Source organism: Enterococcus sp. LJL51, assembly GCF_054871795.1.
The window spans coordinates 145,245-170,342 of sequence record NZ_JBTXLW010000007.1; the positions used below are offsets into that span (position 1 = coordinate 145,245).

The following is a 25,098-nucleotide window of genomic DNA, read 5'->3' on the forward strand; positions in this document are numbered from 1 at the left end:
GATTGACCATGAATGAAGGTCAAATTAATCGACAGCTTTCTCAGGTTTCGGAAGATCAGGAAGTAAATCGGAAGCAGCGGTGGCAGCTTGAGGAACTGGAAGAGGACTGTCAGCGCTTATCAAGCCAACACCAGGAATATCTTGCTGATGTTCTTCAGTTTAATGAAGAGGAAGATATACGGCAGTATTTTAGTTTGGAAGAGGATGAAGTAACCGCTGCTCATAAAAAGAATTTCTTTGAACTGGAGGAGCAGAAAGACGCACTTTATAAGGAATCAAAGCAGCTGCTCGTTGCTGAGGAGGAATTGCTTCAGGCGAGAAAAGATCAGTTGTTCGAGAATACGAAGGAAAAGGAGAAGGTAGATGGGACTTAGTTTTTTTGTTGGTGAAATTCAGGAACAAACCAATGTCGCCGTGACCCTGGCAAACGAATATATTCAGGATGCCGGTCTGCTAAAAGATGCAATGAATGCCTATTTAAATGCACCCTTGTCCGGCAAAACCTATGATTCTGCGAGACGCTATTTTATGGCCGTCTATCCGCCGCTTTCTAATGCCTTAATCCTGGCAGCGGAGTCACTAAGTGAAGCCCACCAAAAATATCCGGCAAAGTTTCAGGAAATCGTCGGTGGCGGGGATATCGAAGAAGACCGGCTGCGTGACCAGATTCAACAAGGACAGAGCTTATTGCGCTCGTATGCAAATGTAATGGATAAGCTGGAGGAACAGAACTTGTACCTAGAACGGTGCTATATGAGTGTTCAGGGAAGCATTGCTAAACTAGAAGAACGACTGCAGAAGCTGTATACTTTTGATAGTGTATCTGCCGGTATATTTACTGAAGCCGAGGCAAACATTGAGAATCTGGAACGAGCGATTGCGGCGCTGAACAAAGGCGGTGCCTGGAATCCAGCTTCAGGAACCTTTGATGTGACCAGACTTGATATGACCTGGGTAAAACCGATTCAAGAGAAGTGGCAAGAGCGGGAACAGGCAATTCAGGAAAAGCTGATGAAAAATCTGCTGGACTACGAATTACGACCAACGCAAGGACCCAACGGGACAGTGATTTACGAGGTCTATGTAAATGGAGAATTAGATCCGGAAGCAACGCTGCAATACAAAACCTATCTTTCCTTGAAGAAGCGGCAAGAGCTGTTAGAAAATCCGTTGACGCTGGAAGAAAAGCTGTTACTAGCTACACTCTTTGTCGGAATAACCTTCTTTATTGGCGGTTCTCTTGTTACAATAACAGGAGTGACAGGTATTGTAGATGGTGTACCTATCCTGTCCTTGAATACTGGCGGAAGCGTTATGATGGCTCAAGCAATAGTGAATAAAGAAGCTCTTGCTAAAGTTGCAGAAGGGTTTCTTATTACCAGTGCTGGTGTTGTATCAATTATGGCTAGTGGTAATATGTTAGGAGAAAATGGCCCTCGATTTGAAAGTAAAACAACATGGCAAAAGGGAAGACCGAAAGAATTGATGCTGAAAACTCACGCCCAGGAGAATGGCCTGGTGATGTTCACTATCATGAACCTAATAATACAAAATGGAGATACGACGTTGATTCTGGAAAATTTATAGATCCTGATAGTAAGTTGCTGGCACCTCTAAGAATTCAAAAATTGTTGAAAAAACCAGAAATAATTAAAGCAATTGAAAAAGCACTTAAATATTTAGGAGAGTGAAAACAATGTTAACAAATAAATGTTGGGAAGAAGAATTCGCACAAAATAATGAAAATATTACTGAACATGAACTAACTTTCAATATAGATGATTTTAACCGCTGTATTAACATGGAAATATATGATATGCATGATTGCTTGACGCTTTCAAATAGAGGTATTGAAATATCGGCAAAGCAATTTGATGCTATTTTGAAGGAATATCCTTTAGGAAGAGTAGGATATGAAGTTTATAATAATGAATTTAGAGTAATTGATTTTGTCAGCCAGAATTTGTCTATTAGGGCACAATGGCAATTCGGTAGGATGTATGTTCAATATTTAAATTCTCGCTTAACTTTAATTAAAGACAGAAAAATATATTATATCTTATCCATTAATGATGACATTTTGACAATTAGATTCCATCAAGAATGGGAAGAAGAAATACATTACTTTAGCAATATAGATATCAATGATCGTTCAGAACCAATCGCGATTATTACAAGTAGTGAACTTCCAATTAATTTTTTAAGACTAAATTAAACCTCTGAATTCGATTGCTCTTTTGTAAGAAGACTAGCAATTCCCTTTTAGAATCTAGAAAATAACCAAACATGTTAAAATGTAGGTATACAAGTAATATAGTTATGGTGAACTATGATGCAATAACGCCAGGCTAATTTACACCTGACTTTATCCTCTCGTTGATAACATTCAAATAAAATCATACTCATTTCAAACAAACGAAATATCTGCCTACTTTCAGTATCGTTCAACGTATCTCTGAAGATGCTGCTCTTGGAACACCATTTGTTTAGTTTTAGGGGATTAAGCCATACTAATGACGCATCCCCTTATTTTCTATACAATAGCCATTATGTTAAAAACGACTACTGATGAACCTCTTCTTTTCACCTTCACAACTCCCCGGATTCTAAAAGATTCAGCCTTATTCCCTCTTTATTTGTTACATTAATCATTTTAATTGTCTTTTTAGCTGCTACGCTGCCTATATCACACTTAAATATTTCAGGAAGCTCTTTTTCAAAGAGTAGCCGTTCAGTTTTAGATAAACTAACGGTTTTCTCTTTAGCAGCAGCAGCTATAATTTTTATTTTCTCAATACTAGTAGGAGGGAAACAACCGCCGTTTACAATAATTTCTTCTTTAGCCCATTTTCGTAAATATTCGGCTAACTCATTTTCAATCATGTATGAGATACTTTGATTAATTTTCGAAACGCTTTGATTCGTACCCAATCTGCTCTCATCTATTTCAAATCCGTCAACCCCATATACAAAATAATAAAAGCCTGCATTTGATTTATTTAATTCTGATGGTTGAGAACCAAGTGCTCGGGAAGAGGTCTTTGTTTGATGAACATATATCCTATCTCTCCAATCTGGGGCTGTTCCAACATAATAATTTCCAGTTCTTTTATATTTCAGTACATAAAGATTCCAGGCCATTCTTCTTCCTCTTTTCTATACATTTTATTTTCTAGCTTTATTATCTATTTTATCATTCATCAAATATTAAAATAGCTATTTTTTAACTCACGCTATTCAAGCATAGATTTCAGGCTATCCTCAAAGATAGGAAAAACAATCTATTCTTGCTTAAACAAGTCCTTTTACACTAATTAAGCAATAAATAGCTACTGTTTTAAAATCCTATTCCATTGGCTTCTTCCAAATTTCTAAATTTCCCAAACTGAAAAAAACTTGACTCTTCCTTTAGGGAAGCATTTATAATTACACTTGTATCATAGAAGGAGAGGAGAGTTTATGAATAAATTAATTAAGATTAGGGATGTATCAAGCAAATATGATATTACCGCCCGTACGCTGCGCTATTACGAGGACATGGGTCTGCTGCGAAGTATCCGCAGTGAAGACGTTACTTACAGAATGTATGATGAGGATGCGGTCAGACGGATTGAGCAAATCCTTATTTTACGCAAACTGAATATTAGCATAAAAGATATTCAGCGTATTTTCAGTGCTTCCGGGTCAGATGTCGTTCTTGATGTATTAGGGAAGAAAGTTGAAAACATTGACGATGAAGTTTCCCTGCTGCATGAATTGAAAAATATTGTCTTAGATTTTATCCAAGAAATAGAAAGAATGAATTTTACAGATAACGCAGATATCAAACAGCTATATAACAAGGCAAAGGAAATTGAAACACAATTTGTAAGCGTTGATTATATTGGAAAGCCCTCCAATGTCAGTCGCCTGATTGAGATAACCGATCAGCTGGACAAGAAGGTTCCAGATGTCATGGTGGTCAGAGTTCCCGGCTTTAGAGCAATTACATCTGGTGAACAAACATGGATGGACATTTTTAAAGAGGGCGGCTACATGTGGCAGCTGTGGCGGCATTATGATAAGTTCAAAACAGTCATTTTTGACTGTTTGGATTTTACCTTACCGAAAGAAGACAAAGCAGAGATGGTTTGTGCGATTAAAGATGAGGTAACCGCAGAAGATGTACAGCCTTTTAACATTATCGATTTTCCAGGGGGCTTATATGCGATGGCTGTCAGCATTGATGAAGACAATGAAAGTATCGAAAAAGTACAAAATAAAATTTACAAATGGCTGGAAAACACTAATTTTATACTAGATGAAAGTCGTGATTTCATGTTTAATATGCCCTATTTGGACGAAGAAAATCAGTACAATAATGATATTGAAAAAGGTCTCGGCTATAAGCAGATGCAGCGGTATGTTCCGATTAAGCTAAAAGAAGAATAATTAATTTTTTCACAATAAGAATAAAGGACCAATAACAAGGAAGCTGCTTTCCTAGATTATTGGTCTTTTTAGAAGGTTTTTTTTTAATATTTACATACATACAGTTTGTATGTTAAAATAAAAATTGAAAAATAACCCTTTAAAAGGAGAGAAAAATGATGACAACTAGTTGTTACCCCGTATTAATGAGTCAGGATATCCAGAAGGGAGCTGCCTTTTTTATGCAAGTATTTGGCTTCCAAGAAACCTTTACAAGTGATTGGTACATTAGTTTGAAAAATGATGACGATTTTGAGCTGGCGTTAATCGATAGCCAGCACGACACGATTCCAGACCAATATAAAGCTGTCAGCCAAGGAATCATCCTTAATTTCGAAGTGGACAATGTTGATCAGCTTTATACTGAAATAGTGACAAAACAAAAAGCGCCGATTCTAATGGAGCTTCAAGATGAAGACTACGGGCAGCGGCATTTCTTAATAGAAAGTCCTGATAAGCTGTTAATCGATGTGATTCAGGTTATACCTCCTAGTGATGACTATCTAGAAAAATATGTAGAAACAGAGTAGGACAAAGCTGTTTCAATCAAATACCCCAGATACTAGAGCAAGCTCCGGTATCTGGGGTTATTACTATTGCTTTTCGCTTCTGACCAACAATAATCTTTATATCCACGAAAATTTAATGTCTAATTTACTCATTCAAAGCTCGACTACTACACAGCTGTTTTATCTATTCCCCCGTAGTTTACCAATCATAGGCTAAGATATTCTTCTAGTCCTTTTCTATCAATAACGTACACTGAGTTTTGTTTCTCAATTAATCCCTGCTCCCTAAACTGCTTTAAGGTATGGAGTAAGTGCCGGTAGCTCACGCCAAGATACTCTGCAATTTCTGTATGCTTTTCCTTGTAGACATCATCAACCGAGACTTCCAATAGCAGCTCAGCTAATCGATATTTTAGTTCATAGGTCTGATTTGCGGCAAAGTGATCCATCCTCAGGAGCAGTTTTTCCCCCATGTATTTGCTGATTTTCCTTAGAAAAGAATTTCTGTTAAGCAGAACCGTTCGGGCATATCGAATAGGTATAGCCAGACAAACTGTCGAACCGATGGAAACCACGTCTTTCGTCATCGTCTCCGCCTCTAATAGCGTTAAATCTCCGATAATATCTCCTGCTTTAACAAACTGAATAAGAACAGCTTTCCCGTTTTCTTCATTCTTGAGAATCTTGGCTTTTCCCTGAAGAATATAAAATAGAAAATCCAGTTCTTCTCCTTCTTTGTGAATATATTGATTACTGCTGAACTCTGTAATATAGCTTTCTGCTAAATCTTTCTCAGAAAACAAATCAGCATTGGCTGCCAGTTTCTTCTTTGACGAAAGTTGATAGGCGGTTTTTATCATAAAATTTCTCCTTCAAAATATGCTATATCTCATACTCCTTCTTTGGAATTGTATCACATAATAAGAAGCGTAAATAAGAAAGGAGTGTTTTAAATGAAAATGAATATCCAGAATTTTTTGCTCTCTTTAGTTTTTTATATGATTAGCGCCCTTGGTATTAGCTTGACTATTAAAGCAGATATCGGTGTCAGCAGCTTCAATTCTTTCAACGTAGCTTTTTCCACTTTCACGTCTATAAAAGTTGGGACTGTCACTACCTTAATCAACTGTTTGTTTTTAGTTATTTGCTGGCTGCTTGACAGAAAGCGGACAATCAAGAGTTATTTGGTGATGTTGGTTGCTTTAATCAGCTTCGGTAATGTCATTAATCTCTTCTTATATCATCTGTTGGCGCCGATTATGGTCACCTCTTATCTCAGTGGCATTCTGCTATTTATCGCAGGAACAATCATTGCCGGATTTGGAACCGGCCAAGTGCTGGCCTTGGGATTTTTGAAATTCCCTATCGAAAATTTCTGTGCCTTGCTTTCAGCTAGAACCGACCGCAGCTTTCAATTTTACCGCTATCTAATAGACTGCGTTTGTATTCTTCTTTCCCTACTTCTCTCCATAACCTATCACTTGCCTATTTTTGTTCGTGAAGGAACACTGATTAGCCTCTTTTTATTGTCTTTTGTTATTTCCTGGTCGAAGGAGCTACGCCTTACTCAGTCCGGAGATACAGTAAAAAAGAACATGGGATCCTGAACTTAAGGATTTCATGTTCTTTTTTTACTAGAGCTTTGCTGTTTAGAAATGCTGCTATTTCAGCTTCTTTTTATAGACAACTACTGATCCAAAAGCAAATACCAGCCAAACCGTCCCAGAAAAAATCAAACCTGTCAGGGTCGCTGAATCAAGTGTGTTGCCGCTCAGTAGCTCTCTTAATCCATCAATGACTGCTGTGAACGGATTATATTTGGCAAAAATCTGCAGCCCGCTTTTCATGCTTTCTATCGGTGCAAATGCTGAACTGACGAATACGAAGGCCATCAATATATAGCTATAGACGCTGGCGGTCTCTACGCTTTTAGCTAGCAGTCCGAAAAATACCGCCACCCAAGTCATGGCAAAATTAAAGACTAAAAGCAGTAGGAATGCCAGCATAAAATGAAGCAGCGAGGTTTCCATCCGATAGCCAAATAGCAGCGCAGCTATGCCTACAAAAAACATAGAAACAAAATTATACAGAACAGAGGTATACACATGCCCTCCAAGTATTGAGCTTTTCGCAATCGGCATTGAATGAAACCGCTCAAAGATTCCCTTAGTCACATCCTGTGTCAGACGATAAGCTGTGTAGCCAGAACCTGTAATGATTGTCAAAATTAAGATACCCGGCACCACATAATCGATATAGCTTTTGTTCCCCATATCCATCGCACTGCCGTAAATGTAGACAGATGCCAGCATAATCATAACTGGCATCAAAACAACCGTAATCAGCGTATCAATACTTTTCATTGTGTGTTTTAATACTCGTCCTGTCATCGTCATTGTATCCTGCACTGTATGCATTTAAGCCGCCCCCTTTTCCACAATTTTCAGAAAGACATCTTCTAGTCTGCTTTCAATTTTTGAAAATGCCCGCAGCTCTAACCCGGCTGTTTCCAGCATTCCAAGAACTAAAGCAAATTCTTTAGCACTCCCATTTGTCAAAACTTGAATATTCAGCTCTTCCACATTCTCACGTATGGAATAAGCAGCCAACAGCACCACTGCTTTCTCGTAGTCGTTCTTTGTGTAAAAACCTAGTTCCACACCGTTTTCTTCCACTGTATCCTTTAGTTCCTTTGGCGTTCCTTCTGCTATCAGACGGCCTTCCTTCAAAATTCCTACTCTATCCGCTAGCTGTTCTGCCTCTTCAATATATTGTGTCGTTAGGAAAATCGTTACACCTGCTTCCTTCAGCTTACGAATTAACCCCCAAACCTCTAGACGGCTTTTCGGGTCAAGTCCTGTTGTAGGCTCATCTAAAAAAATGATTTGCGGATTACCAATTAGACTCATGGCAATATCCAGTCTTCTTTTCATCCCACCGGAAAATGAAGCAACCAGCTGATCCTTAGCATCAAGCAGCCGAAATTGTTCAAGCAGAGCTAGGGCTGCTTCTTTGGCATCCTTAAGATGACGCAGCCGTCCAATCATTACTAAATTTTCCTGTGCAGTAAACAGTTCATCCACTGCGGTAAACTGACCGGTCAAACTTATAGCCTCTTCTACGCTGCGGGGTTCCTGCTCTACATCAAATCCTGCAACGTATGCTTCACCAGCATCCTTATGAGAGAGCGTTGTTAAAATCTTAATAACCGTTGTTTTACCGGCACCATTCATTCCAAGCAAAGAATAGACCTCTCCTTTTCCCACTTGAAAGTTAAGGTTTTTAAGCACTGTTTGTGTTCCAAAGCTTTTAGATAAATCTTTTACGTCAATCACAGGGGCACTCATGCTTTCCACTCCATTCTTCTTGTGCTTCTTATTTACCTCGTATGTGTATCTCTAAATTTCTGAACCTTTTTATTCAGCTTTATTTTTCTTTCATCCACCCAGGTAGTGGACACTTCTCTCACGATATCACTGGCAAATTCACCTACATCATCACCTGTCACTGCAAAAACATTCTGTCCGTTTTCAGCACTGTCTTCAAAAATTACCAGCAAATCATACATGGCCGCCAGCATCTTATGCCCAGTAAAATCAGAGAACTCCCACATATATTTTTGGATTTCTTTAAAGACAAAGCGATAATCCTCAGGAAGGGCCTCGATTCGATGCTCAAACTCCTTATATTCAGCTTTTTCATGACGCCAGTTTTTTGTTACCTCTAAAAGCTCTTTCCATTTACCCATGATGCTTCGCTCCCATCTCATCTTTAATTATTGCCATTTTTTCTGAAACAAATGTCCAGCGCTGCCAAAACGCCTCTAGTTCCCTCTCGCCTTTTTCATTCAGCGAATAAAACTTTCGAGCGGGTCCCTTTTCCGAAGGCTTCTTTTCAATAGCTACCAGCTGATTTTTTTCTAAACGAAGAAGAATAGTATAGACGGTTCCTTCAACGATATCTGTAAAACCAAGATCATTTAACGTCTTAGTGATTTCATAACCGTATGTCTCCTTTCGGCTAATGATTTCCAGAACCAGTCCTTCAAGAATTCCCTTCAGCATCTCTGTCAATTTATTCATTTCACTCACCTACTTCGTAATACTAAGTACAGGTATATAGTAATACTTAGTACCCACCTCTGTCAACTACTTTGTTTCACTTAGTAGTAAATATTTTTTCTATATAACAAAAAAAGAGCTGAAGCCCTTTGTACTTAGAGAGTTTCTGCTCTGGGAATTATTTATTTTTGTCCACTTTTTCATTATCCTTTTAATTTGTACATTAGCTTGCTGCTTAACCCCATACTTTAAGTACTCTGACAGACAGTTTTTTTGCGGTACGTTCAAAAACAGGATTAAAGGTTTTTAAATAAAAAAGTTCCTTATTGACGCCGAAGGAATCCTCCGCCAGAATAAAGAGAGGAGCCACCGTATTACATCGTTACTTTTTGTAAATCTAATAAAAAATAGTGGACAGAACTATGAAAAAAATCATAAAAAACGGCCATCAAAATAAATGATTCCATTTTTTATTTTAGCTAAATTACTTATTACAGGAGGGCAAGATTAAATCAAGCAAACGAACATTTTCAATCGCGGTTATCTGTACTGCCGGTTTTGTAGCTCTGCTGCTATTTTTCATATCAAATCGGCAAAACAATCGTATCGAGTCTAATGCTGAAACACAGACAATTTCAGGGACAGTCGCTGTGTCAGCTGATTCCAATAGCATACTTGTTGAAGGAGATTTAGTGACCCTGCAAATTTCTGATTCCGAATATCCCTTTGAAGAGCTAAACCTCGTTGAAGGCGACACAGTAGAAGTCACTTTTTCCGGTGCTATTCAAGAGACCTATCCATCAACCATCAACGGGAAAATCAGCTCTATTAAAAAGCTTTAGCTCAGCCGGCGTTCCACATCAGTCAAAAGCAGGCCGCTGTTTCCATGCGTTTAACTAAGACTGTTAGAATGAGCTTAGTAAGTTTTAGTTCGATATTTTATCAAGAAACAGTCAAGCGCCGTCATATTAGCAAAGGCGCTTGACTGTTTTTTTCATAGTCTATAATATTTTGTGTTATTCAGAAATCAACCAACACCTTTTTTAGTAATTGAAGCAGCTCGAAAATGACTATTTTCTATACTCATCACATAGACAAAAAGTCTGATATTCAATATAATTAGAAAGGATAAAAAAATGTTTGAATTTTCATTTATATCTAATAGAGGAGAAAAATATGAAAAACTGCCGACTTATTTTGAGCATTATAGGAGGATTATTCATTATGACAAGCTTGGGTGGTTGTGAAGTTAAAAATAAAGAGGAAGTAGAACAAGGTTTTGAGAATGTCTTAGCAATGTATCCTACTAAGAATTTAATGGATTTTTACGATATGGAGGGCTATCGAGACGAGGAGTTTGAAGAGGAGGACAAAGGAACTTGGGTTCTTATTTCTACAATGGGAGTTAGCCACACAGAAACTTCACCCCTTATTAGTGAAGGGATGGTTCTTCGATTAAACAGAAATACTCAAACAGCAGAAGGGTTCTATTTTGAGCGAGAAATAGAAACACCCGAAGTTATTGAACAAACCTACCCCGTAACTTACGATGAACAAGGCTTTCATTTAACTGAAGAAGTGACTGATTCAGCTTTAAAAGAGAAGATATTAAATTTTAAATTTTTTGTTCAATATGGAAAATTTGATAAGTTGAACGAATACAAAAATCTACGGAAAATGTATAATCCAGAGGTTCCAATGTATGAATTGGAGTATCAGCTAACCAATCAAGACACTAATGTAAAGCAATTGAGAGAACGCTACAATATCCCTACTGAGCAGGCACCAACTCTAGTCTTAAGCGGTCGTGGTACGTTAGAAGGTTCCTCAATTAGTTCGAAGGAATTAACATTTCAGTTTGAAAAAAATCCACCTATCTTTTTTAGAGATTCCATTGATTATCAACCTTCAAATGAGGAGGATAACCAATGAGTGATTACAAACTAAAAGATAAAGGAATCAATTCAGGAACCGAAAAAACGAGTGCAATTTCTACTATCTCTTATGAGGTAGAAAATGCCTTATATAATGGGTTAACTATAAATAATATTAATGACCAAATACTAGATTTAAAGAACTCCGGCAAATTCCCTCCAAATCTACAGCTAGTTGACGCTTTTTACGATAAAAACACCAGTCTTAGCGGTGTAGCATTTAAGGATAACAACACTGGGAAGGTAACCGTTGGTTTTGCTGGAACCAATTTGGACAATGGCTGGGGAGAGAAAATGCAGGATTTTATAGCGGATGGTTCGATTGCTGTAAACGGAGATACTGCCCGTTCGGCTTACTTTAAAGAAGGGAACGCCTTTCTGAATAATTTAAAACAGAATTATACTGTTGATACCGTGACTGGTCATTCGAAGGGTGGACGGGATGGTGCTGTTTTAGGGATGTCTCATCAAATTCCTAATATCGTATTATACAATGCGGCTCCTCTTAGCAATAAACTAGGAAAAGGGATAGGTATGCTCTTTGATCAATCAGGATTTCTAAATCGAATATTCAGTGAAGCTGAAATGGCCTATATTATTCATAAGTATAAAGGGCGTCTTGTCTATTTTATTTCTGAAGATGATCCATTAAATAAATACGCTAGTATGTTCGGCAGTCTTTATCCCGGTGAGAAATTTAAGCTTTACAACGGAAAAGGGCATGATATGACTGGTTTTCTGTCTAAAGAAGAACAAGCCTTTATCCGTGCTTATCTACCATTAGTCGATGAAAACGGCAAAAAAATATCCAGTGTAGAAATAGCCAAAACAATGACCAAAATGAGGATGAAAGAACTGAATAGCTTGAGGAATAAATTAACCAAGAGTGGTGGCGGGCTTTCCTCGACTGAAAGTATCTTTTTAGATGCTGCAGAAGCTCTAGCAATAACAGAAGGAATGAAACAAACCATTCAAGCTGAACTTTTAGAGTTAAAAACTATGTACAACAACGCAATAGAGGACGCCCAGCAATTATGGGCGGATACCTTAGCTAATGCAAGTACTGTCGGTGCAACGCTGACAGAAGCAGAAGAATTAAGTGCTCTGCAAAGTGGTGGTGCCACAAAAGAAAGTATTGTGACAGAGCCTGTGGCAGAATATGAGCGAGCTCTTGCTAAAGCTGCAGAAATTGAGCAGCATTATGATCAGCTGATTGACTCCATTAAAGCCTCAATTACTGAACAGTTGGCAGCTGACCATGGATTGGCAAGTCAGATAGGAAGTGCGTAATGGAAAATGAGAACTACAATAAAAAAATACAACAACTGGAAGACGATTACGAAAGAGAAAAAAGATGTTTTGAGGAAGAATTAGAACAAACTACTCTGGAAAAACATCGTTTCAACTCCCTCCTCGAAGAAACAGTTGAACGACTCCGTTCAACATTTTCAAGGCAGGAAGACCACGATTCACTGGATTTAAGGCATGCCTATCATATGGTAGAACAGGCACAAGAAGAAGGAGTAAATTTAGTGAATAATCTTACTTATAAAATAGAATGTGTTTTAGAAGAAACTGAACAACAGTACAAAAAGCAAGTAACTATTTATGAAGAAGAGCGAATTATCTCAAAGAAAGAAGAAGATTTAAATGATTGACAGTTTAAAAGATGAACTAAAGGATATTCGAAAAAACTTGGAAAAATCGCTGATTCGTTCGTTTACTGCTAGTCATAGCAGACACGTTTCCGACACAAGGAAACAACGAATGAAGCAAGCTGAAGAGACAATAATTACTGCTCTAAAAAGTAACTCCTCAAATTATCTAAGCAGTTTAACAACAGCGGCCAAAGGAAAATGGGTGACGCAAGCAAAAAAATCCTTTAAAGAGACAACAAAACAATTTGAACAATTTTAATATATTTTCAAAAACAACTGCGAGAACCGAGTAGGTACTTTTTAACATCAGCTCGTCCCTCACTGTGTTTCGCAGCAATAAGCCGAATAATCCAAAAATTGTCAAGAAACACTACGGGAAACCGAGTAGCTGTTGATTGATACCTACCTGTAGCTTCTCCTATTTTTGAGATTATTCGGCTCATTTTCGAGGGGTTGCTTTTTGAAGACCGCTTATTCGGTTTTAGGGATGCCCGAAGTCTGGGATTTTATTTATGTCCCAGACTCAATCTTCTACATTCTAATCTTTTCTGACAATATTTTCATCACTCTTATCTTGTTAGTAACCATCAACCATCTATTGCTGTTTGGCTGCTATGGCTATAAAGTTACTTACGACTCTTTTTTTTAAATGTACAAAGAATATTCCACTTTAACTGATGATGGTCGTTAAACGCTTCTTTTGTCAACTTATCAATCGTCAAAATTTGTCTTTTCAAGCGCTGGGCATCTATCACACTATAGGCAGATAAATCGATTAGATCAACGTAGCTGGTCTTCCCATATAGATAGGACAATCGAGCGATTAATGCTTGATTGGGATAACCCAACAACACAATATCCGCAGAAATAAATCTTTCTTTCATTTCCTCATAAGAAGCAAGCAACAGTTTAAATTCCTGATTTTCAGTCATTACTTGTACAAGCTTGTCATACAAAATTTTAACGACATCAAAGGATTGCTGCGGCCGATCGGTAACCAGCAATACAGTGGTTGTTTTTTGCATTATTCTCCCTCCAAATCTTATACCTATCAACTATCCTAAGTCTAAACCTTAAACCCAACTTTAAGTCAAGAGCAACGGAAGCATTTTACACAAATAATTTCAAAAAATTTTTTCATCCCCTTCCCTTGACCCTCCCCTTACAGGAGGATATATATTGGTTTTGAAGGGAGGAGTTACAATGAATCATTGCATAGTAGTCAAGGATTTGAGCAAAACAATCAAAAACAAAACAATAATCAATCAGCTAACATTTTCAGTCGAAAAAGGACAGGTATTTGGTCTGCTGGGTCCTAATGGTGCTGGAAAGACAACGACTATTGAATGTCTTTTAGGTATCAAGCAGTTTGACGACGGTGAGGTAACACTCTTAGGAACCACGCCTGGTAAAAAGCGAAAGGAGATATTCCAAAAAATCGGTGTCCAGCTTCAGTCTTCCAGCTATCAGCCGGCTATCAGAGTAGCTGAGCTTTGCGAAGAAATATCTGTCCTCTATAGACAGCCCAGAGATTATCGGGAGCTATTAGAACTGTTCCACCTTTCACAATATGAAAAACAACCGGTCAATAAGCTGTCCGGTGGTGAGAAACAAAAACTGTCCATTATTTTGGCACTGATTCCCAATCCCGAAATTATTTTTCTGGATGAATTAACAACCGGCTTGGATACTGAGGCCCGCAGAGAAGTTTGGACAATCTTAAAACAGCTGAAGGCTGCGGGCCTGACAATGTTCTTAACAACCCATTATATGGAAGAAGCCGAAGCTTTATGTGACTATCTCTACTTAATAAACAAAGGTAAAAAAGTAGTAGAAGGAACGGTAGAAGCAATTATTCAGGCAGCATCAGCGGAGCATTTAGAAGAAGCCTATTTAAAGCATATGGAGGGAATCAGCTATGCATAAATTTCTGACTTTAGTTAAAATCGAAGGAAAGCAGGCTCTACGTTCCTTCGATGGCCTCCTCTTTGGGGTGGGCATGCCTCTAGGTGTATTAGTCTTAATCGCAACAATCGCTGGAAATCAGCAGGTTGCTCAAGGCAGCTACACGTTTTTGGACAGCAGTTTCAGCTCCTTACTTGCAGTTGGGATTTGTGCGACTGCATTTATGGGTATTCCATTGACAATTTGTGATTATCGCGATAAAAAGATATTGAAGCATTACCGCGTCACACCAATCAGTCCCCTGCTCATTTTGGCAGCACAATTTTTTATCGGCATGCTCACAGCCTTGCTTTCAGCCGGAACAATCATTTTAGTTAGTACTGCTTTTTTGGGCTACCAGATGAACGGCAGTTGGCTGCAGCTAATCGGCGCTTACTTTCTGGTAATGGTGTCGATGTATAGTATCGGTATGTTGATTGCCAGCCTTTGCCCAACATTAAAAATTGCTAATGTAGTCTGCAGCTTTGTTTATTTTCCAATGCTGTTTCTATCAGGGGCAATGATTCCTTTTGAGCTATTTCCCAAAGCACTGCAACAGGTAGCCAGTGTTTTACCTTTGACTCAGGGGATTAAACTGCTGAAGTCAGTGACTATCAATGAACCTGTTGGGAATCCGCTGTTGATTGTTCTATTGATGCTGGGTATTACACTGCTGTGCGGCAGTTTAGCTGTCAGAATATTCCGCTGGGAGTAGCTTCTGATAAAGCAATAGATGTTATGCTGAGGCAGGAAATTTCTGCTTCAGTTATTCTGAAAGGGTGAGTCCAATGAGTACAGATTGTAAAGAAGAAGAAAAATTATACAGAATCGGAATTTTTTCAAAAATGAATCATGTGACAATCAAGGCTTTGCGTCATTATGATGATGTCGGCCTTCTAAAGCCCCAATACATCGATCCGGAAAACGGCTACCGCTATTATAGTTCCAGCCAGCTGCCGACTCTCCATCAGCTTCTGGCTTTACGTAAGATTGGCTATACTCTTGAAGAAATCAAACAGGTGCAAAATGGCGTGGACGAAGCCACGCTGCTGCAAAGAAAAAAGCAGCAAATTATGAAAGAAATTGCGGAACGAACAACCATGTTGGCACAGCTGGAAGGCTATCTTCTCTCAAAAGATGCTGTTCAGCACTATCATGTGGTGATAAAGAGCCTGCCGAAAGTAATTGTGGCTTCCATGAGAACAATACTGCCTACATATAATGCAGTTTTCTCCTATGTACCAGCAATGGGTGCTGAAATGGAGCGCCTCAACTGTGAATGCGCTGAACCTGAGTATTGTTTCAACGTGTATCACGATCATGAATACCGTGAAGAAAACATCGATGTTGAAATTTGTCAGTCCGTTACTGAAATGGGAACCGATAGTGAGCTTATTACCTTTAAAGAGCTTCCAGAGGTTGAAACAGCTGTATGCGTTCTGCATAAGGGTTCTTATGCTGGACTGCCCCAAGCCTATGCCGCATTGGTCCATTTTATTGAAGTTAATAACTATCAACTGATGGAATCTCCCCGTGAAAATTATATTGACGGCATCTGGAACAAAGATAGCGAAGAAGACTGGCTGACTGAAATTCAGTTCCCTGTTCAGAAAGCATAGAAGAAACAGCTGGAACAGAAGGGGAAGTGAAAAAACGAAATATTTTAGACTCTGCCTCAAAGTATATTGGCAGGAAAAAACTGAAGAAACCTTTGAGGCTTGGAACAAAAAGCAGAAAATTGCTGGCTTTTGTTCCAAGTTTTTTGGAGAAGAAAAAAAACAGTCGGAATAGGCTGACTGCTGTCCAAAAAGGGCTTTGGAAAGAGTAGGTGAATGTCATTCATATATCTAGCTAAAAATCAGTCGTTTAGCAGTCCTTTTTTTCTAGTACAAAAATACTGCGATTAGATAATTTCTCCTTCTTTCTTAAAAATAATCTATGGTTTTCTTTTTATCTCTCAGCAGCTCCTATATAATAAAAGGTAACAAATTGTGTTAGGAGTCTATTATGGAAAAAAAGATTTACGCATCATTTAATTCAGAAACGATTAGAGTTTACCAAGCCTATAATCATAAAATTGCCGCAGAGGCTACTTCGTTAGGTCATTTCGGTCCTTCTTTTAAGCTGGAGCGCATGACCTGGATTAAGCCTTCCTTCCTATGGATGATGTATCGTTCCGGCTGGGCATCAAAAGAAGGGCAAGAACGAGTGCTGGCAATCGACATAACAATTGACGGTTTCAGAGAGCTGTTGAAGCATGTTGTTCTTTCAACTTACGATGAACAGTTGTATCCAAGCTATGAGAGCTGGCAGAAAAAAGTGAAAAGCTCTGAAGTACGCTGCCAATGGGATCCCGACAAAGACCTTCATTTGGAAAAAATGGAACGAAAAGCAATCCAGCTCGGTCTAAGAGGGAAAATGGTAGAAAAATATGTCCGGCACTGGACAACGAACATCACCGATATCACCGAGGAAGTTCACCAGATGAAAAATCAAATTGATGCCGGCAGCTTTGATATGACCGCTCTTCCTAAAGAAAATGAGTTTCCTTTATCAGTAGAGGAAAAAAGAATCTTAGGTATTCAAGAAACAAGTCATTAACCAACCAAGAGGTGTAAACCTTCTGTTAAGAAGCAGCCGAAAAAGACAACTTGAGGTGATTCTATGCAAATCAATCGTTTACTGGAAATTATTTTGATTCTGCTCTACCGGAAAAAAACAACCGCAAAAGAAATGGCGGAACGTTTCAGCGTATCGGTTCGAACAATCTACAGAGATGTTGACACTTTAAGTGTCTCTGGCATTCCTGTTTATTCAGTCAAGGGGAAAAACGGCGGAATTTTTCTAGAGGATTCTTTCACTTTAGATCAGGCACTTTTAGGAAATGAAGAAAAGGATGACCTTTTTTTGGCATTAAACCTGCTTAAATCACTGGGAATTCTTGAGACGGATGAATTAATGCGCAAATTCGAATCCGCCTTTGATTTGACGGATTGGCTGGAGCTCACTCTACCTGCCACGCTGCCCCATAACAACAACACCTTTTCTCAATTGAAAAAAGCCATTTTGCTGGTAAGAAAAATCACGTTTATCTTTTATAGCCGCTATGGGCAGACCATGCTGATTACTGCGGAACCACTGAAAATTATTTTTAGAAGTCAAACCTGGTTTCTTCTAGGCTATGTACCTGAAAAAAAGGAGCATCAGCTTTTTCGAATCGACTGTATAAAAAGCATCACCATACTAGATGAATACTTTCATCCTAAATTACCCGAAAGTATCGATAATCTTTTTGACAAGTTTAAAGTGACTCTTCAATTCAGCAAGCGTATCGCCTATAACCAATATGACCGTTTTTTTTATGATGAGGTAAGTGTCAATCCAGATAACAGCTATAATATTACGTTTGAATTTACAGAGCTGGACGAACTCTATAGCTTTTTACTGCCGTTCGGCCGCAATGTCAAAATTATCGAACCTCTCTGGGTTAAAGAAAAAATTTGTGCACATGCAAAATATTTTTTAGAAAACAATTTATAATATGACATGGTATGGCACTTCTCCATGTTAGAATAAAAAAAACGAGAGGAGTGTACCTATGATTATTGAAAAAATCACAAAACCTGAACAAAAAATTGTTTCTTTCACGCAAAAAGGACTGGTTGTTACAGAGCTGCCAACTATTATTGGTCCAACCTTTATGAAGCTAGGTAAGTATATTAGCGAACAAGGGGCCAATATACTTAGCAACCCTTTTGTTTCCTTTAAAAATATGGATGATGATGGAAAAATTGATGAGTCTCAGATGGAAATGGAAATCGGCTTTCCTGTAGATCAGCTGCTTCCGGAAAAAGACGGCATCGTTTCATATGTACTGCCTTCCTACAAAGCATTGTCTGTACATTATGTGGGTAAATATGACGATATGGTTCCCATCTATGATGCCTTGCTTAATCAGATCAAGGAAAACGGAGATAACTTCATGCACTATTGTTATGAATATTATCTTAGTGACGAAGAAATAGACGAATCAAAACAGGAAACCATCATAGAGCTTCCTTATTATTAAAAATAATTCTATAAAACCTGAATATTTTGTGTTGGCGGAACATCTGCCAACACCTTTTTGAGTGTTAACACCTACTGACTGGGAAAATAAAATTGCCTAAAAACAGAAGGAAGTAAGAGTATCGCCCATATTCTCCGCCGTTTTATAAGTAAATCGAAAATCAGCAGCTGTATGTTTGTTTCTCTAATTAGCGATTGTAATTAAAAATGAAAAAATACCTCTTGACTCGTACCTTAGGGAACAGTTGATAATTAAGACAGAAGTTAATTATGAATATAAATCATGAACTAAAAGGAGAGACTAAAAATGGCTAGACCAACTACAAAAAACGATCTTATCACTGCGGGAGAAACAAACTTTAATGAGCTGACGACCTTACTAGATTCACTATCAGCTGAACAGCAAACAGCAGATTTCTCTTTTGACGTAAGTAAGGAAAAGGGCGAGCATTGGAATAGAGACAGAAACGTTCACGATGTGCTAATTCACCTATATGAATGGCATCAGTTACTATTAGACTGGGTAGAATCAAATATGGCTGGAGAGCATAAACAGTTTCTTAAAGAAGGCTACAATTGGCGGTCATACGGTGCGATGAATGTGGAATTTATGGAACAAAACAAAGACAGTTCTTACGCTGAAGCCTTGGCCCTTCTCAAAGCTAGTCACGCAAAAGTCATGAAGCTGGCAGAGGGATTTTCAAACGATGAATTATTTTCTAAAGGCGTATTCGCATGGGTTGGCGGCTCTACTCTAGGCAGCTACTTTGTCTCTACAACCTCAAGTCACTATGAATGGGCTCTTAAGAAAATAAAGAAATTCAAAAAATCTATTTCCTGAGGTGTCTATTAAAGGGGGTAATCAAAAGTGTTTTGCTTCAAGAACCAGGGAGGTACTGTTTAACATCAGCTCATGCCTCACTGTGTTTCTCAGAAATAAGCCGGACTATATGAAAATGGAGCCATTTTCATATAGTCCGGCTTATTGCCAAAGCTACAGCTTTGGGACCGCTATTTATTCGGTTTTTAGGAGTAGAAAGCGTTGAAGACTTATTTATAGCTAAAACTGATAGCTAAAGCGCTCTACCCATTTTCGATTTGGAAGATATTAGCCGAGTACGTCCTTCTGTTCTTACAAGGGTAGACAGTTCCTTCAACGCATCTTTCCCAGCCCATTGTTGACCTTTATCCGTCTGCTTTGTAAGAATCTCTGCAGTTTCAATACTCCATTCCTTCGCTTGTTCATTGGTTTTCCCCAGCTCTCTCAATGCCCAGGATACAGCCTTTTTGACCAGCAGGCGTTCATCTGCTGAATACTTTTTAATCAGTGTTAGATAGTCTTGAATTTCTTCATTCGTCAGACTGACATGAACAGATGTACTGGCAATTAGCGTAAATGCTGCCCGCTTATAATACAACTCTTCTTTATCAATCCAGCTTCTAATCCAACTATCGTAATCTGCGCGTGCAATCAGCACTGTTTTACAAAATAAATCACACAAGTCCCACGACTGAATTCCTGACATAAATGTCTCGATTTCCTTTTCAGTATAGTCAGCCGGCTGCAGAGCCAAAACAGCTAGTATTTTGCATTCATGATATCCAGTAGCCCATAAGGCTAAAATAAACGTTTTATCCTTAGGCAGTTTTTTAGCAAATTTTCTCAAATCTGCTGTCCCCACACCCAATGTTTCCTTTTCTGGAATCCCCAGTTTAACAACATTGTTCTTATACTTTTCCGAGGCGTGTTCCTTCAAATAGGTCAGGACATCTTCGATTGCTGTCCCCTTTTTATCAGTCAACTGCTTCCCCTCTTTCAGTTAAATTATTTTCTTTCACTTTACTATAGAAAATCCGGAAAAGAAACCACTATTTACTGCTTTCCTTTTTCAGCATATGCTTTGAAAAAAGTAGTCCCATGATACATAAAACCACTAAAAGGATAATTAAAAACAAGGTATTCTTCAGCGGCAGAGACTGCCCATTTAATAATCTGCGGAGAGCTTCAATCACATGGGTAAACGGGTTCAGCAGGACCAGCCAGCGAATTCCGTCAGAAATATTCTCTAACGGAAGCAGGGCCGTACTCGCAAAAAACAGCGGCAGCACAATCATATTCATCACGGTTTCATAGATGATTTCATTTGGCAGCTTCAGACTGATGCTGTAGGCAACATTTGCCATGAAAAAACCAGTTAAAAAGAGAATCAGGATTGCTAAAAGTCCCCCTGATACTGATAGCTGAAACCGAACTGACAACCCCAGACTAATAATCATCAACAAGAAAATTTCAATAAATGATAAAACAACCGCTTCAAGATTCTGTGCACTGATGATACTCGTCCTAGATACAGGTGCTCTTAACAGCCGCTGAAAACTACCTTCGTTTTTAGTCATGTAATTCATCATTCCACTGCTGCTGCAGGCGCCAAGCATCACTAAAATCATGATTCCCGGCAAAATAAAAGAGGTGTATGCTACTCTGTCCGCTCCTGAGACTACCGTGCTATACAACAGCAGCCAGATTAAGGGCTGAATAATCGTAACAAAAACGGTAACCCGGTAATGATAGCGCCATTTCATGTTGCGCCAAAGCAAACTTTTTAGACTCATTTTTCCAGCTCCTTTTCTGAAAGAATCTCAATAAATATCTCCTCCAATGAAGGCCGTTTTAACTGAATACCACTAAATGCCAGCTTTTTCTTAAGTAATAATTCTGTAATCAGCTGAATATTTTCAGATTCTACCCGTAGCTGTTTTCTTTCTTGCTTTGCAGCTTTTAGGTTTTCTTGAAGCAACACTGCGTAGGCCTGTTGTTGTTCCTGTGCTGTGTCAAAAGTCAACTGGATCACACGCTGCTGCAGATACTCCGTTAGCTCCTGCCGACTGCCTGCAATCACTTTTCGACCCTTATCCATGATAAAAATACGATCACTCAAGACCTCGGCTTCCTCCAAGTAATGCGTTGTCAAAAAGACCGTGGTTTTTAAGACCGTGTTGATTTTACGGATACAGCCCCAAAGTGCCTTGCGGGAAAAGACATCCAGGCCTACAGTCGGTTCGTCTAAAAAAATTACTTTTGGCGATGAAACCAGACTCATCGCAATATCCAGCCGCCTTTTTACACCCCCTGAATAGCTTATAATCGGATGTTCCGTGTACCCCTCCAGCTCAAAGATTTCAATCAGCTCAGCTATCCTTTTTTCAGCAGCTGCCTTTTCTACTTGGTAAAGCTTGCTTTGAAGCTGCATATTTTCTTTCAGTGTCAAAAACGTATCAATAGAAATCTGCTGACCTACACAGGCAATCTGTCGTCGAATGGCAAAAACGTTTCTTTCGGTCAACTCTTCACCACCTATGCGGATTAAACCAGCAGTTGGCTGACAGACCGTAGTCAGACAATCAATCAGAGTAGATTTTCCCGCACCATTTTTACCAAGCAAAGTGAATATCTCTCCTTCATTGACTTGTAAATCCAGATGATTAAGCGCAGTCACACCTGTCTTATATCGTTTTGTGACTCCCTTTACTTCAATCATCTTCTTGCTCCTCCCAAACAACAGGCATCAGAATCTCTGTGATATATCCTGCCGGATTTCCTTTAAACAATGCACCCGGACCTTTAATGTAGACCTCTCGGCAAGCCCCTGTTACAGTCAAATCATTTTTCTGAATATAAACGGATAGCTGTTTATAGGCGGCAGCCAGCGTATCGTAACTTCCTTTATGAATTAGGCTAAGTGCCCGCATCTGAGGAAATGTTTTTATGCCCACATCCGCTGCTGCCGGTTGTTCTGCAGTTGGTACACAGAGCTCAACCTCGCCGATTTTTGTTTTAGGATCTGTTTTGTAGATACAAAAGAAAGGAGCTCCTGTATTTCTCCCTCTGATTGCTTTAAAAATTGACGGCATCAGCTTTCCAGCTGAACGCACATCTCCCTGATAGCTTCTGTAAGCAACTCTTACAGGTTCAATATTCTTTATACTAATTTGCTCACTCATTGCTAAGCTCCTTTCTTCTGATAGGCAGCCAAAGCTCGCAGCTTTGACTACTGTGCATCTCCTGTTGAGAAGGATAAACCTCCACATCTGTTTTCAGCTCATATTCATACGCTGACACCGGCAGCCATTCTTGATAAAACCTTCTGTACAGCTGCTGTACTGCCTCTGGCATGCTTCCCTGACCTTTTAGCAGCAGCCAGCGCTGAGCCGGTAAGACTAGTTCTTCTAATCCATCCGGGCAGTCAGCTTCAAGCTGCTTGAAAACACCTATATAGTAATGAGCAGGCTGTGCTTTTTCAGCTACTGCTATACCGAAGATTGGACTTTGATTTTGTTTGCGGTATTCTACAAGCTGCTGCTCTAGCTCGCTCCCCATAAAATTCTGCCAAATAAAGGGAACTTCGTGAAAATTCCTCTCAATATCAGAACTTAACGGATACTTCTTACCTACAAAGAAAAGTGTAGGTTTTTCCTCCAAACGATACTGAAACTGTTCTCCGCCAGAAACACTAAGCGATAGCCGCAATCTTGGATAGATAGTCAGTTCTTCCTTTCTATGTACTACTTCAGAAGGCGGGAAACCATGAATAGACTGAAAGGCCCGGTTAAATGCTGTCGGCGAATGATATCCATATTCTTTGGATACAGTCAAAATCTTTTTCCCTTCCAGCAAATCAAAAACTGCCCGGCTCATCTTTCTGCGTCGAATATATTCGGATAAAGGAATGCCGACAATATAAGAAAACATTTTTTGAAACGAAGCAAACGTACAGCCGGAAATTCTAGCAATTTTCTGCGAATTTATCTCTCCTTTCAACTGTTTCTCAATATAAGATAGGACTTGATCAAAATGTTCCATCATTCCTAAACACCTCCTTGATTTCAAGTCTAGCATGAATAAAATTTATAGACCTCTCAATAAATAAACATGTTTTGCGAGCTTCTATCAAAATGCCCGGCGGTTAGCTATTCTCCGTTAAACACCCGCTTATTTCAACACTGAAATAAACTTTCTGTTTCTTTTTATTTAGTATAGAATAAAGAAAAAGAAACATTAAAGGAGCTGTCATGTACATACAAACACAACGCTGCCTAGTCCGACCTTTTGAAGAAAAGGATATTGATAACTTTATGCTTTATCGAAATAATCTGGATTGGATGATTCATCAGGGCTTCAAAGGACTGAGCAAAATAGAATACCAAGCATTTCTGCTAACGAAACCCGACTTTGCAAAAGGTGCGCAATTTGCAGTAAGCAATCGAAAAACGAATGAGTTGATTGGCGATATTTACTTAAAACAAGAAGATAGTACCTTCTGGCTGGGCTACACTATCACACCTGCTCAAGCCCGGAAAGGCTATGCTAGTGAAGTAGTCAGTGCTGTACTCGCTTCCCTCAGCACACATGGCTGCCGACAAATCAAAGCCGGGGTTCTTCCGGAAAATCAAGCCTCCATCCGCTTACTGGAAAAGCTCGGTTTTACCTATTCTGAAACTGATGACTATGGGGAGAAAGTCTATATAGAGGCGATAGACATCGCTGAATACAAAGAATAATCTGTGTCTACAATATAGATGGGAACGGTTGCGGCTTTATCTTTTTTTTACAGACAAGATACATAAAATTCCTAAAAAAACAGCCGAGTTGGCTGTTCTGAGAAAATAATCAATAGGTATTTTAAGGTTTGTATTAATTGTATGCTTATAAAAAAGCACTGCATCCTCTTCATTTTACCTATAATTAAATCAAAAATTACGAGGTGAGAATAAATGACTAACGATTGGTCGGAAATGAATAAAACTATGCAGGTACAACTGAAAAAAGAAGCTACATTTGATGATGGCATAAAGACGCTGCTGGAACTGCGGAAATCTGTGATGGAGGTACTCTATCAACTGAAGGAAGAACTGACTTTGGAGGATTTTAAGGCCATTCCTTTTATCAACGCCAAAGGATACCATAACAAAACCATCGCTTATTCCATATGGCACATTTTCAGAATTGAAGATATTGTTACCCACTCTCTTATAAAAGGTGAAGATCAGATTTTCTTTACAGGGAATTACCAGGAACGGATTGGCGCATCTATTATTACTACTGGAAATGAACTTGTAAAACAGCAGATTGCTGACTTCTCTGATACATTGGATATAGAAGAGCTTTATCACTATGCCGCTGCTGTAAAAGACAGTACAGATGCTATGCTGAAAAAACTGTCATATTCCGATTTAAAGCGAAAAATGACTGAAGAAAGTAAGCTGCTCCTTAAAGCATTACACGTAGTAAGTGACAACGAGAATGCCTGCTGGCTTATTGACTACTGGTGTAAAAAAGACATCAAAGGACTTATCCAAATGCCCTTTTCACGTCACTGGATCATGCATACTGCTGCCAGTCTGCGTATTAAAAACAAGTTATATAAATAACTTCCGAAAAAAATAGTGTCTGCTC

32 protein-coding genes are annotated in these 25,098 nt (G+C 38.8%); 20 read left to right on the plus strand and 12 right to left on the minus strand.

Features of this window, described 5'->3' with window-relative positions:
• The first annotated feature begins 2 nt into the window (after positions 1–2).
• From ACYSNQ_RS09245 to ACYSNQ_RS09255, 3 genes are all read left to right on the plus strand, one after another.
• A complete protein-coding gene (locus ACYSNQ_RS09245) occupies positions 3–374 on the plus strand; it encodes a hypothetical protein (RefSeq protein WP_426082704.1) in 372 nt (123 codons plus the stop codon).
• A complete protein-coding gene (locus ACYSNQ_RS09250) occupies positions 364–1,587 on the plus strand; it encodes a T7SS effector LXG polymorphic toxin (protein ID WP_426082706.1) in 1,224 nt (407 codons plus the stop codon). The genes ACYSNQ_RS09245 and ACYSNQ_RS09250 overlap by 11 nt, the downstream gene beginning before the upstream one ends.
• 109 nt (positions 1,588–1,696) lie before the next feature.
• Complete coding sequence (locus tag ACYSNQ_RS09255) at positions 1,697–2,215, plus strand: hypothetical protein (RefSeq protein ID WP_426082708.1); 519 nt, start codon at positions 1,697–1,699, stop codon at positions 2,213–2,215.
• Positions 2,216–2,589: 374 nt separating this feature from the next.
• Here the strand turns inward: ACYSNQ_RS09255 and ACYSNQ_RS09260 are convergent, their stop codons facing one another.
• Positions 2,590–3,141 (minus strand): hypothetical protein, encoded by a 552-nt coding sequence (locus ACYSNQ_RS09260; protein ID WP_426082710.1) that lies wholly within the window; start codon positions 3,139–3,141, stop codon positions 2,590–2,592.
• Positions 3,142–3,459: 318 nt separating this feature from the next.
• Here ACYSNQ_RS09260 and ACYSNQ_RS09265 point away from each other — a divergent pair, with 318 nt between their 5' ends.
• Positions 3,460–4,431 carry a MerR family transcriptional regulator gene (locus ACYSNQ_RS09265; RefSeq protein WP_426082711.1) on the plus strand — a complete coding sequence of 324 codons (972 nt, stop codon included), beginning with the start codon at positions 3,460–3,462 and terminating at the stop codon, positions 4,429–4,431.
• Positions 4,432–4,589: 158 nt separating this feature from the next.
• Positions 4,590–5,000, plus strand: coding sequence for a VOC family protein (locus tag ACYSNQ_RS09270; RefSeq protein WP_426082713.1), 411 nt, complete (start codon positions 4,590–4,592; stop codon positions 4,998–5,000).
• 185 nt (positions 5,001–5,185) lie between these two features.
• On the opposite strand, the gene yeiL is transcribed toward ACYSNQ_RS09270, so the two are convergent.
• Positions 5,186–5,839, minus strand: a complete 654-nt coding sequence (yeiL, locus tag ACYSNQ_RS09275; RefSeq protein WP_426082714.1) for a transcriptional regulator YeiL — start codon at positions 5,837–5,839, stop codon at positions 5,186–5,188.
• Between the two features lie 99 nt (positions 5,840–5,938).
• Between yeiL and ACYSNQ_RS09280 the strand changes: the two genes are divergently transcribed.
• On the plus strand, positions 5,939–6,586 hold the full coding sequence (locus ACYSNQ_RS09280) for a YczE/YyaS/YitT family protein (RefSeq protein ID WP_426082762.1): 648 nt from the start codon (positions 5,939–5,941) through the stop codon (positions 6,584–6,586).
• Between the two features lie 54 nt (positions 6,587–6,640).
• Here ACYSNQ_RS09280 and ACYSNQ_RS09285 read toward each other — a convergent pair whose 3' ends face one another.
• The 4 genes from ACYSNQ_RS09285 to ACYSNQ_RS09300 are packed head-to-tail and all read right to left on the minus strand — an operon-like array spanning position 6,641 to position 9,061.
• A complete protein-coding gene (locus ACYSNQ_RS09285; protein WP_426082715.1) occupies positions 6,641–7,396 on the minus strand; it encodes an ABC transporter permease in 756 nt (251 codons plus the stop codon).
• A complete protein-coding gene (locus ACYSNQ_RS09290; protein ID WP_426082716.1) occupies positions 7,397–8,326 on the minus strand; it encodes an ATP-binding cassette domain-containing protein in 930 nt (309 codons plus the stop codon).
• 32 nt (positions 8,327–8,358) lie between these two features.
• The gene (locus tag ACYSNQ_RS09295) at positions 8,359–8,727 is read right to left on the minus strand and encodes a DUF1048 domain-containing protein (protein ID WP_426082718.1); all 369 of its coding nucleotides are present in this window, start codon (positions 8,725–8,727) and stop codon (positions 8,359–8,361) included.
• The gene (locus ACYSNQ_RS09300; RefSeq protein ID WP_426082719.1) at positions 8,720–9,061 is read right to left on the minus strand and encodes a PadR family transcriptional regulator; all 342 of its coding nucleotides are present in this window, start codon (positions 9,059–9,061) and stop codon (positions 8,720–8,722) included. Before ACYSNQ_RS09300 ends, ACYSNQ_RS09295 begins: the two co-directional genes overlap by 8 nt.
• Before the next feature lie 671 nt (positions 9,062–9,732).
• Here ACYSNQ_RS09300 and ACYSNQ_RS09305 point away from each other — a divergent pair.
• The 5 genes from ACYSNQ_RS09305 (at position 9,733) to ACYSNQ_RS09325 (ending at position 12,891) form a co-directional block, all read left to right on the plus strand.
• A complete protein-coding gene (locus tag ACYSNQ_RS09305) occupies positions 9,733–9,882 on the plus strand; it encodes a hypothetical protein (protein ID WP_426082720.1) in 150 nt (49 codons plus the stop codon).
• A gap of 334 nt (positions 9,883–10,216) precedes the next feature.
• Positions 10,217–10,972 carry a tandem-type lipoprotein gene (locus ACYSNQ_RS09310; protein ID WP_426082764.1) on the plus strand — a complete coding sequence of 252 codons (756 nt, stop codon included), beginning with the start codon at positions 10,217–10,219 and terminating at the stop codon, positions 10,970–10,972.
• Positions 10,969–12,264, plus strand: coding sequence for a hypothetical protein (locus ACYSNQ_RS09315; protein ID WP_426082722.1), 1,296 nt, complete (start codon positions 10,969–10,971; stop codon positions 12,262–12,264). Before ACYSNQ_RS09310 ends, ACYSNQ_RS09315 begins: the two co-directional genes overlap by 4 nt.
• Positions 12,264–12,632 carry a hypothetical protein gene (locus tag ACYSNQ_RS09320; protein ID WP_426082723.1) on the plus strand — a complete coding sequence of 123 codons (369 nt, stop codon included), beginning with the start codon at positions 12,264–12,266 and terminating at the stop codon, positions 12,630–12,632. The genes ACYSNQ_RS09315 and ACYSNQ_RS09320 overlap by 1 nt, the downstream gene beginning before the upstream one ends.
• Positions 12,625–12,891, plus strand: a complete 267-nt coding sequence (locus ACYSNQ_RS09325) for a hypothetical protein (protein WP_426082725.1) — start codon at positions 12,625–12,627, stop codon at positions 12,889–12,891. The genes ACYSNQ_RS09320 and ACYSNQ_RS09325 overlap by 8 nt, the downstream gene beginning before the upstream one ends.
• 367 nt (positions 12,892–13,258) lie before the next feature.
• On the opposite strand, the gene ACYSNQ_RS09330 is transcribed toward ACYSNQ_RS09325, so the two are convergent.
• Positions 13,259–13,657: a hypothetical protein gene (locus ACYSNQ_RS09330; RefSeq protein ID WP_426082727.1), complete on the minus strand. Its 399-nt coding sequence runs from the start codon at positions 13,655–13,657 to the stop codon at positions 13,259–13,261.
• 178 nt (positions 13,658–13,835) lie between these two features.
• On the opposite strand from ACYSNQ_RS09330, the gene ACYSNQ_RS09335 reads away from it, so the two are divergent.
• From ACYSNQ_RS09335 to ACYSNQ_RS09365, 7 genes are all read left to right on the plus strand, one after another.
• On the plus strand, positions 13,836–14,558 hold the full coding sequence (locus ACYSNQ_RS09335) for an ABC transporter ATP-binding protein (protein ID WP_426082728.1): 723 nt from the start codon (positions 13,836–13,838) through the stop codon (positions 14,556–14,558).
• Positions 14,551–15,291, plus strand: coding sequence for an ABC transporter permease (locus ACYSNQ_RS09340; protein WP_426082730.1), 741 nt, complete (start codon positions 14,551–14,553; stop codon positions 15,289–15,291). The genes ACYSNQ_RS09335 and ACYSNQ_RS09340 overlap by 8 nt, the downstream gene beginning before the upstream one ends.
• Positions 15,292–15,364: 73 nt before the next feature.
• The gene (locus ACYSNQ_RS09345) at positions 15,365–16,195 is read left to right on the plus strand and encodes a MerR family transcriptional regulator (protein WP_426082731.1); all 831 of its coding nucleotides are present in this window, start codon (positions 15,365–15,367) and stop codon (positions 16,193–16,195) included.
• Between the two features lie 388 nt (positions 16,196–16,583).
• The gene (locus tag ACYSNQ_RS09350; protein WP_426082733.1) at positions 16,584–17,177 is read left to right on the plus strand and encodes a DUF4291 domain-containing protein; all 594 of its coding nucleotides are present in this window, start codon (positions 16,584–16,586) and stop codon (positions 17,175–17,177) included.
• 63 nt (positions 17,178–17,240) lie between these two features.
• The gene (locus ACYSNQ_RS09355) at positions 17,241–18,116 is read left to right on the plus strand and encodes a helix-turn-helix transcriptional regulator (protein ID WP_426082735.1); all 876 of its coding nucleotides are present in this window, start codon (positions 17,241–17,243) and stop codon (positions 18,114–18,116) included.
• A 58-nt stretch (positions 18,117–18,174) separates the two neighbouring features.
• Positions 18,175–18,645 (plus strand): GyrI-like domain-containing protein, encoded by a 471-nt coding sequence (locus tag ACYSNQ_RS09360; RefSeq protein WP_426082737.1) that lies wholly within the window; start codon positions 18,175–18,177, stop codon positions 18,643–18,645.
• A 306-nt stretch (positions 18,646–18,951) separates the two neighbouring features.
• Positions 18,952–19,485 (plus strand): ClbS/DfsB family four-helix bundle protein, encoded by a 534-nt coding sequence (locus ACYSNQ_RS09365; RefSeq protein ID WP_426082739.1) that lies wholly within the window; start codon positions 18,952–18,954, stop codon positions 19,483–19,485.
• A gap of 232 nt (positions 19,486–19,717) precedes the next feature.
• On the opposite strand, the gene ACYSNQ_RS09370 is transcribed toward ACYSNQ_RS09365, so the two are convergent.
• From ACYSNQ_RS09370 to ACYSNQ_RS09390, 5 genes are all read right to left on the minus strand, one after another.
• A complete protein-coding gene (locus tag ACYSNQ_RS09370) occupies positions 19,718–20,446 on the minus strand; it encodes a DNA alkylation repair protein (RefSeq protein ID WP_426082740.1) in 729 nt (242 codons plus the stop codon).
• Positions 20,447–20,513: 67 nt separating this feature from the next.
• The gene (locus ACYSNQ_RS09375) at positions 20,514–21,257 is read right to left on the minus strand and encodes an ABC transporter permease (protein WP_426082742.1); all 744 of its coding nucleotides are present in this window, start codon (positions 21,255–21,257) and stop codon (positions 20,514–20,516) included.
• On the minus strand, positions 21,254–22,183 hold the full coding sequence (locus tag ACYSNQ_RS09380) for an ABC transporter ATP-binding protein (RefSeq protein ID WP_426082743.1): 930 nt from the start codon (positions 22,181–22,183) through the stop codon (positions 21,254–21,256). Before ACYSNQ_RS09380 ends, ACYSNQ_RS09375 begins: the two co-directional genes overlap by 4 nt.
• On the minus strand, positions 22,176–22,646 hold the full coding sequence (locus ACYSNQ_RS09385; protein ID WP_426082745.1) for a GyrI-like domain-containing protein: 471 nt from the start codon (positions 22,644–22,646) through the stop codon (positions 22,176–22,178). Before ACYSNQ_RS09385 ends, ACYSNQ_RS09380 begins: the two co-directional genes overlap by 8 nt.
• On the minus strand, positions 22,639–23,508 hold the full coding sequence (locus tag ACYSNQ_RS09390) for an AraC family transcriptional regulator (protein ID WP_426082747.1): 870 nt from the start codon (positions 23,506–23,508) through the stop codon (positions 22,639–22,641). The genes ACYSNQ_RS09385 and ACYSNQ_RS09390 overlap by 8 nt, the downstream gene beginning before the upstream one ends.
• A gap of 206 nt (positions 23,509–23,714) precedes the next feature.
• Between ACYSNQ_RS09390 and ACYSNQ_RS09395 the strand changes: the two genes are divergently transcribed.
• Entirely contained in the window at positions 23,715–24,203 is a 489-nt protein-coding gene (locus ACYSNQ_RS09395; protein WP_426082749.1) for a GNAT family N-acetyltransferase, read from the plus strand.
• A gap of 213 nt (positions 24,204–24,416) precedes the next feature.
• Positions 24,417–25,073 (plus strand): phage head-tail adapter protein, encoded by a 657-nt coding sequence (locus tag ACYSNQ_RS09400; protein WP_426082750.1) that lies wholly within the window; start codon positions 24,417–24,419, stop codon positions 25,071–25,073.
• Positions 25,074–25,098 lie beyond the last annotated feature (25 nt).

What these genes read in the sequence shown, in the direction of transcription:
- ACYSNQ_RS09365 (WP_426082739.1), top strand. Translation starts at nt 18,952, where the DNA reads ATGGCTAGACCAACTACAAAAAACGATCTTATCACTGCGGGAGAAACA.
- ACYSNQ_RS09375 (WP_426082742.1), bottom strand. Translation starts at nt 21,257, where the DNA reads ATGAGTCTAAAAAGTTTGCTTTGGCGCAACATGAAATGGCGCTATCAT.
- ACYSNQ_RS09350 (WP_426082733.1), top strand. Translation starts at nt 16,584, where the DNA reads ATGGAAAAAAAGATTTACGCATCATTTAATTCAGAAACGATTAGAGTT.
- ACYSNQ_RS09310 (WP_426082764.1), top strand. Translation starts at nt 10,217, where the DNA reads ATGAAAAACTGCCGACTTATTTTGAGCATTATAGGAGGATTATTCATT.
- ACYSNQ_RS09280 (WP_426082762.1), top strand. Translation starts at nt 5,939, where the DNA reads ATGAATATCCAGAATTTTTTGCTCTCTTTAGTTTTTTATATGATTAGC.
- ACYSNQ_RS09255 (WP_426082708.1), top strand. Translation starts at nt 1,697, where the DNA reads ATGTTAACAAATAAATGTTGGGAAGAAGAATTCGCACAAAATAATGAA.
- ACYSNQ_RS09385 (WP_426082745.1), bottom strand. Translation starts at nt 22,646, where the DNA reads ATGAGTGAGCAAATTAGTATAAAGAATATTGAACCTGTAAGAGTTGCT.
- ACYSNQ_RS09290 (WP_426082716.1), bottom strand. Translation starts at nt 8,326, where the DNA reads ATGAGTGCCCCTGTGATTGACGTAAAAGATTTATCTAAAAGCTTTGGA.
- ACYSNQ_RS09295 (WP_426082718.1), bottom strand. Translation starts at nt 8,727, where the DNA reads ATGGGTAAATGGAAAGAGCTTTTAGAGGTAACAAAAAACTGGCGTCAT.
- ACYSNQ_RS09330 (WP_426082727.1), bottom strand. Translation starts at nt 13,657, where the DNA reads ATGCAAAAAACAACCACTGTATTGCTGGTTACCGATCGGCCGCAGCAA.
- ACYSNQ_RS09300 (WP_426082719.1), bottom strand. Translation starts at nt 9,061, where the DNA reads ATGAATAAATTGACAGAGATGCTGAAGGGAATTCTTGAAGGACTGGTT.
- ACYSNQ_RS09340 (WP_426082730.1), top strand. Translation starts at nt 14,551, where the DNA reads ATGCATAAATTTCTGACTTTAGTTAAAATCGAAGGAAAGCAGGCTCTA.
- ACYSNQ_RS09320 (WP_426082723.1), top strand. Translation starts at nt 12,264, where the DNA reads ATGGAAAATGAGAACTACAATAAAAAAATACAACAACTGGAAGACGAT.
- ACYSNQ_RS09380 (WP_426082743.1), bottom strand. Translation starts at nt 22,183, where the DNA reads ATGATTGAAGTAAAGGGAGTCACAAAACGATATAAGACAGGTGTGACT.
- ACYSNQ_RS09390 (WP_426082747.1), bottom strand. Translation starts at nt 23,508, where the DNA reads ATGATGGAACATTTTGATCAAGTCCTATCTTATATTGAGAAACAGTTG.
- ACYSNQ_RS09360 (WP_426082737.1), top strand. Translation starts at nt 18,175, where the DNA reads ATGATTATTGAAAAAATCACAAAACCTGAACAAAAAATTGTTTCTTTC.
- ACYSNQ_RS09325 (WP_426082725.1), top strand. Translation starts at nt 12,625, where the DNA reads ATGATTGACAGTTTAAAAGATGAACTAAAGGATATTCGAAAAAACTTG.
- ACYSNQ_RS09335 (WP_426082728.1), top strand. Translation starts at nt 13,836, where the DNA reads ATGAATCATTGCATAGTAGTCAAGGATTTGAGCAAAACAATCAAAAAC.
- ACYSNQ_RS09285 (WP_426082715.1), bottom strand. Translation starts at nt 7,396, where the DNA reads ATGCATACAGTGCAGGATACAATGACGATGACAGGACGAGTATTAAAA.
- yeiL (WP_426082714.1), bottom strand. Translation starts at nt 5,839, where the DNA reads ATGATAAAAACCGCCTATCAACTTTCGTCAAAGAAGAAACTGGCAGCC.
- ACYSNQ_RS09315 (WP_426082722.1), top strand. Translation starts at nt 10,969, where the DNA reads ATGAGTGATTACAAACTAAAAGATAAAGGAATCAATTCAGGAACCGAA.
- ACYSNQ_RS09270 (WP_426082713.1), top strand. Translation starts at nt 4,590, where the DNA reads ATGACAACTAGTTGTTACCCCGTATTAATGAGTCAGGATATCCAGAAG.
- ACYSNQ_RS09400 (WP_426082750.1), top strand. Translation starts at nt 24,417, where the DNA reads ATGACTAACGATTGGTCGGAAATGAATAAAACTATGCAGGTACAACTG.
- ACYSNQ_RS09260 (WP_426082710.1), bottom strand. Translation starts at nt 3,141, where the DNA reads ATGGCCTGGAATCTTTATGTACTGAAATATAAAAGAACTGGAAATTAT.
- ACYSNQ_RS09345 (WP_426082731.1), top strand. Translation starts at nt 15,365, where the DNA reads ATGAGTACAGATTGTAAAGAAGAAGAAAAATTATACAGAATCGGAATT.
- ACYSNQ_RS09395 (WP_426082749.1), top strand. Translation starts at nt 23,715, where the DNA reads ATGTACATACAAACACAACGCTGCCTAGTCCGACCTTTTGAAGAAAAG.
- ACYSNQ_RS09355 (WP_426082735.1), top strand. Translation starts at nt 17,241, where the DNA reads ATGCAAATCAATCGTTTACTGGAAATTATTTTGATTCTGCTCTACCGG.
- ACYSNQ_RS09250 (WP_426082706.1), top strand. Translation starts at nt 364, where the DNA reads ATGGGACTTAGTTTTTTTGTTGGTGAAATTCAGGAACAAACCAATGTC.
- ACYSNQ_RS09265 (WP_426082711.1), top strand. Translation starts at nt 3,460, where the DNA reads ATGAATAAATTAATTAAGATTAGGGATGTATCAAGCAAATATGATATT.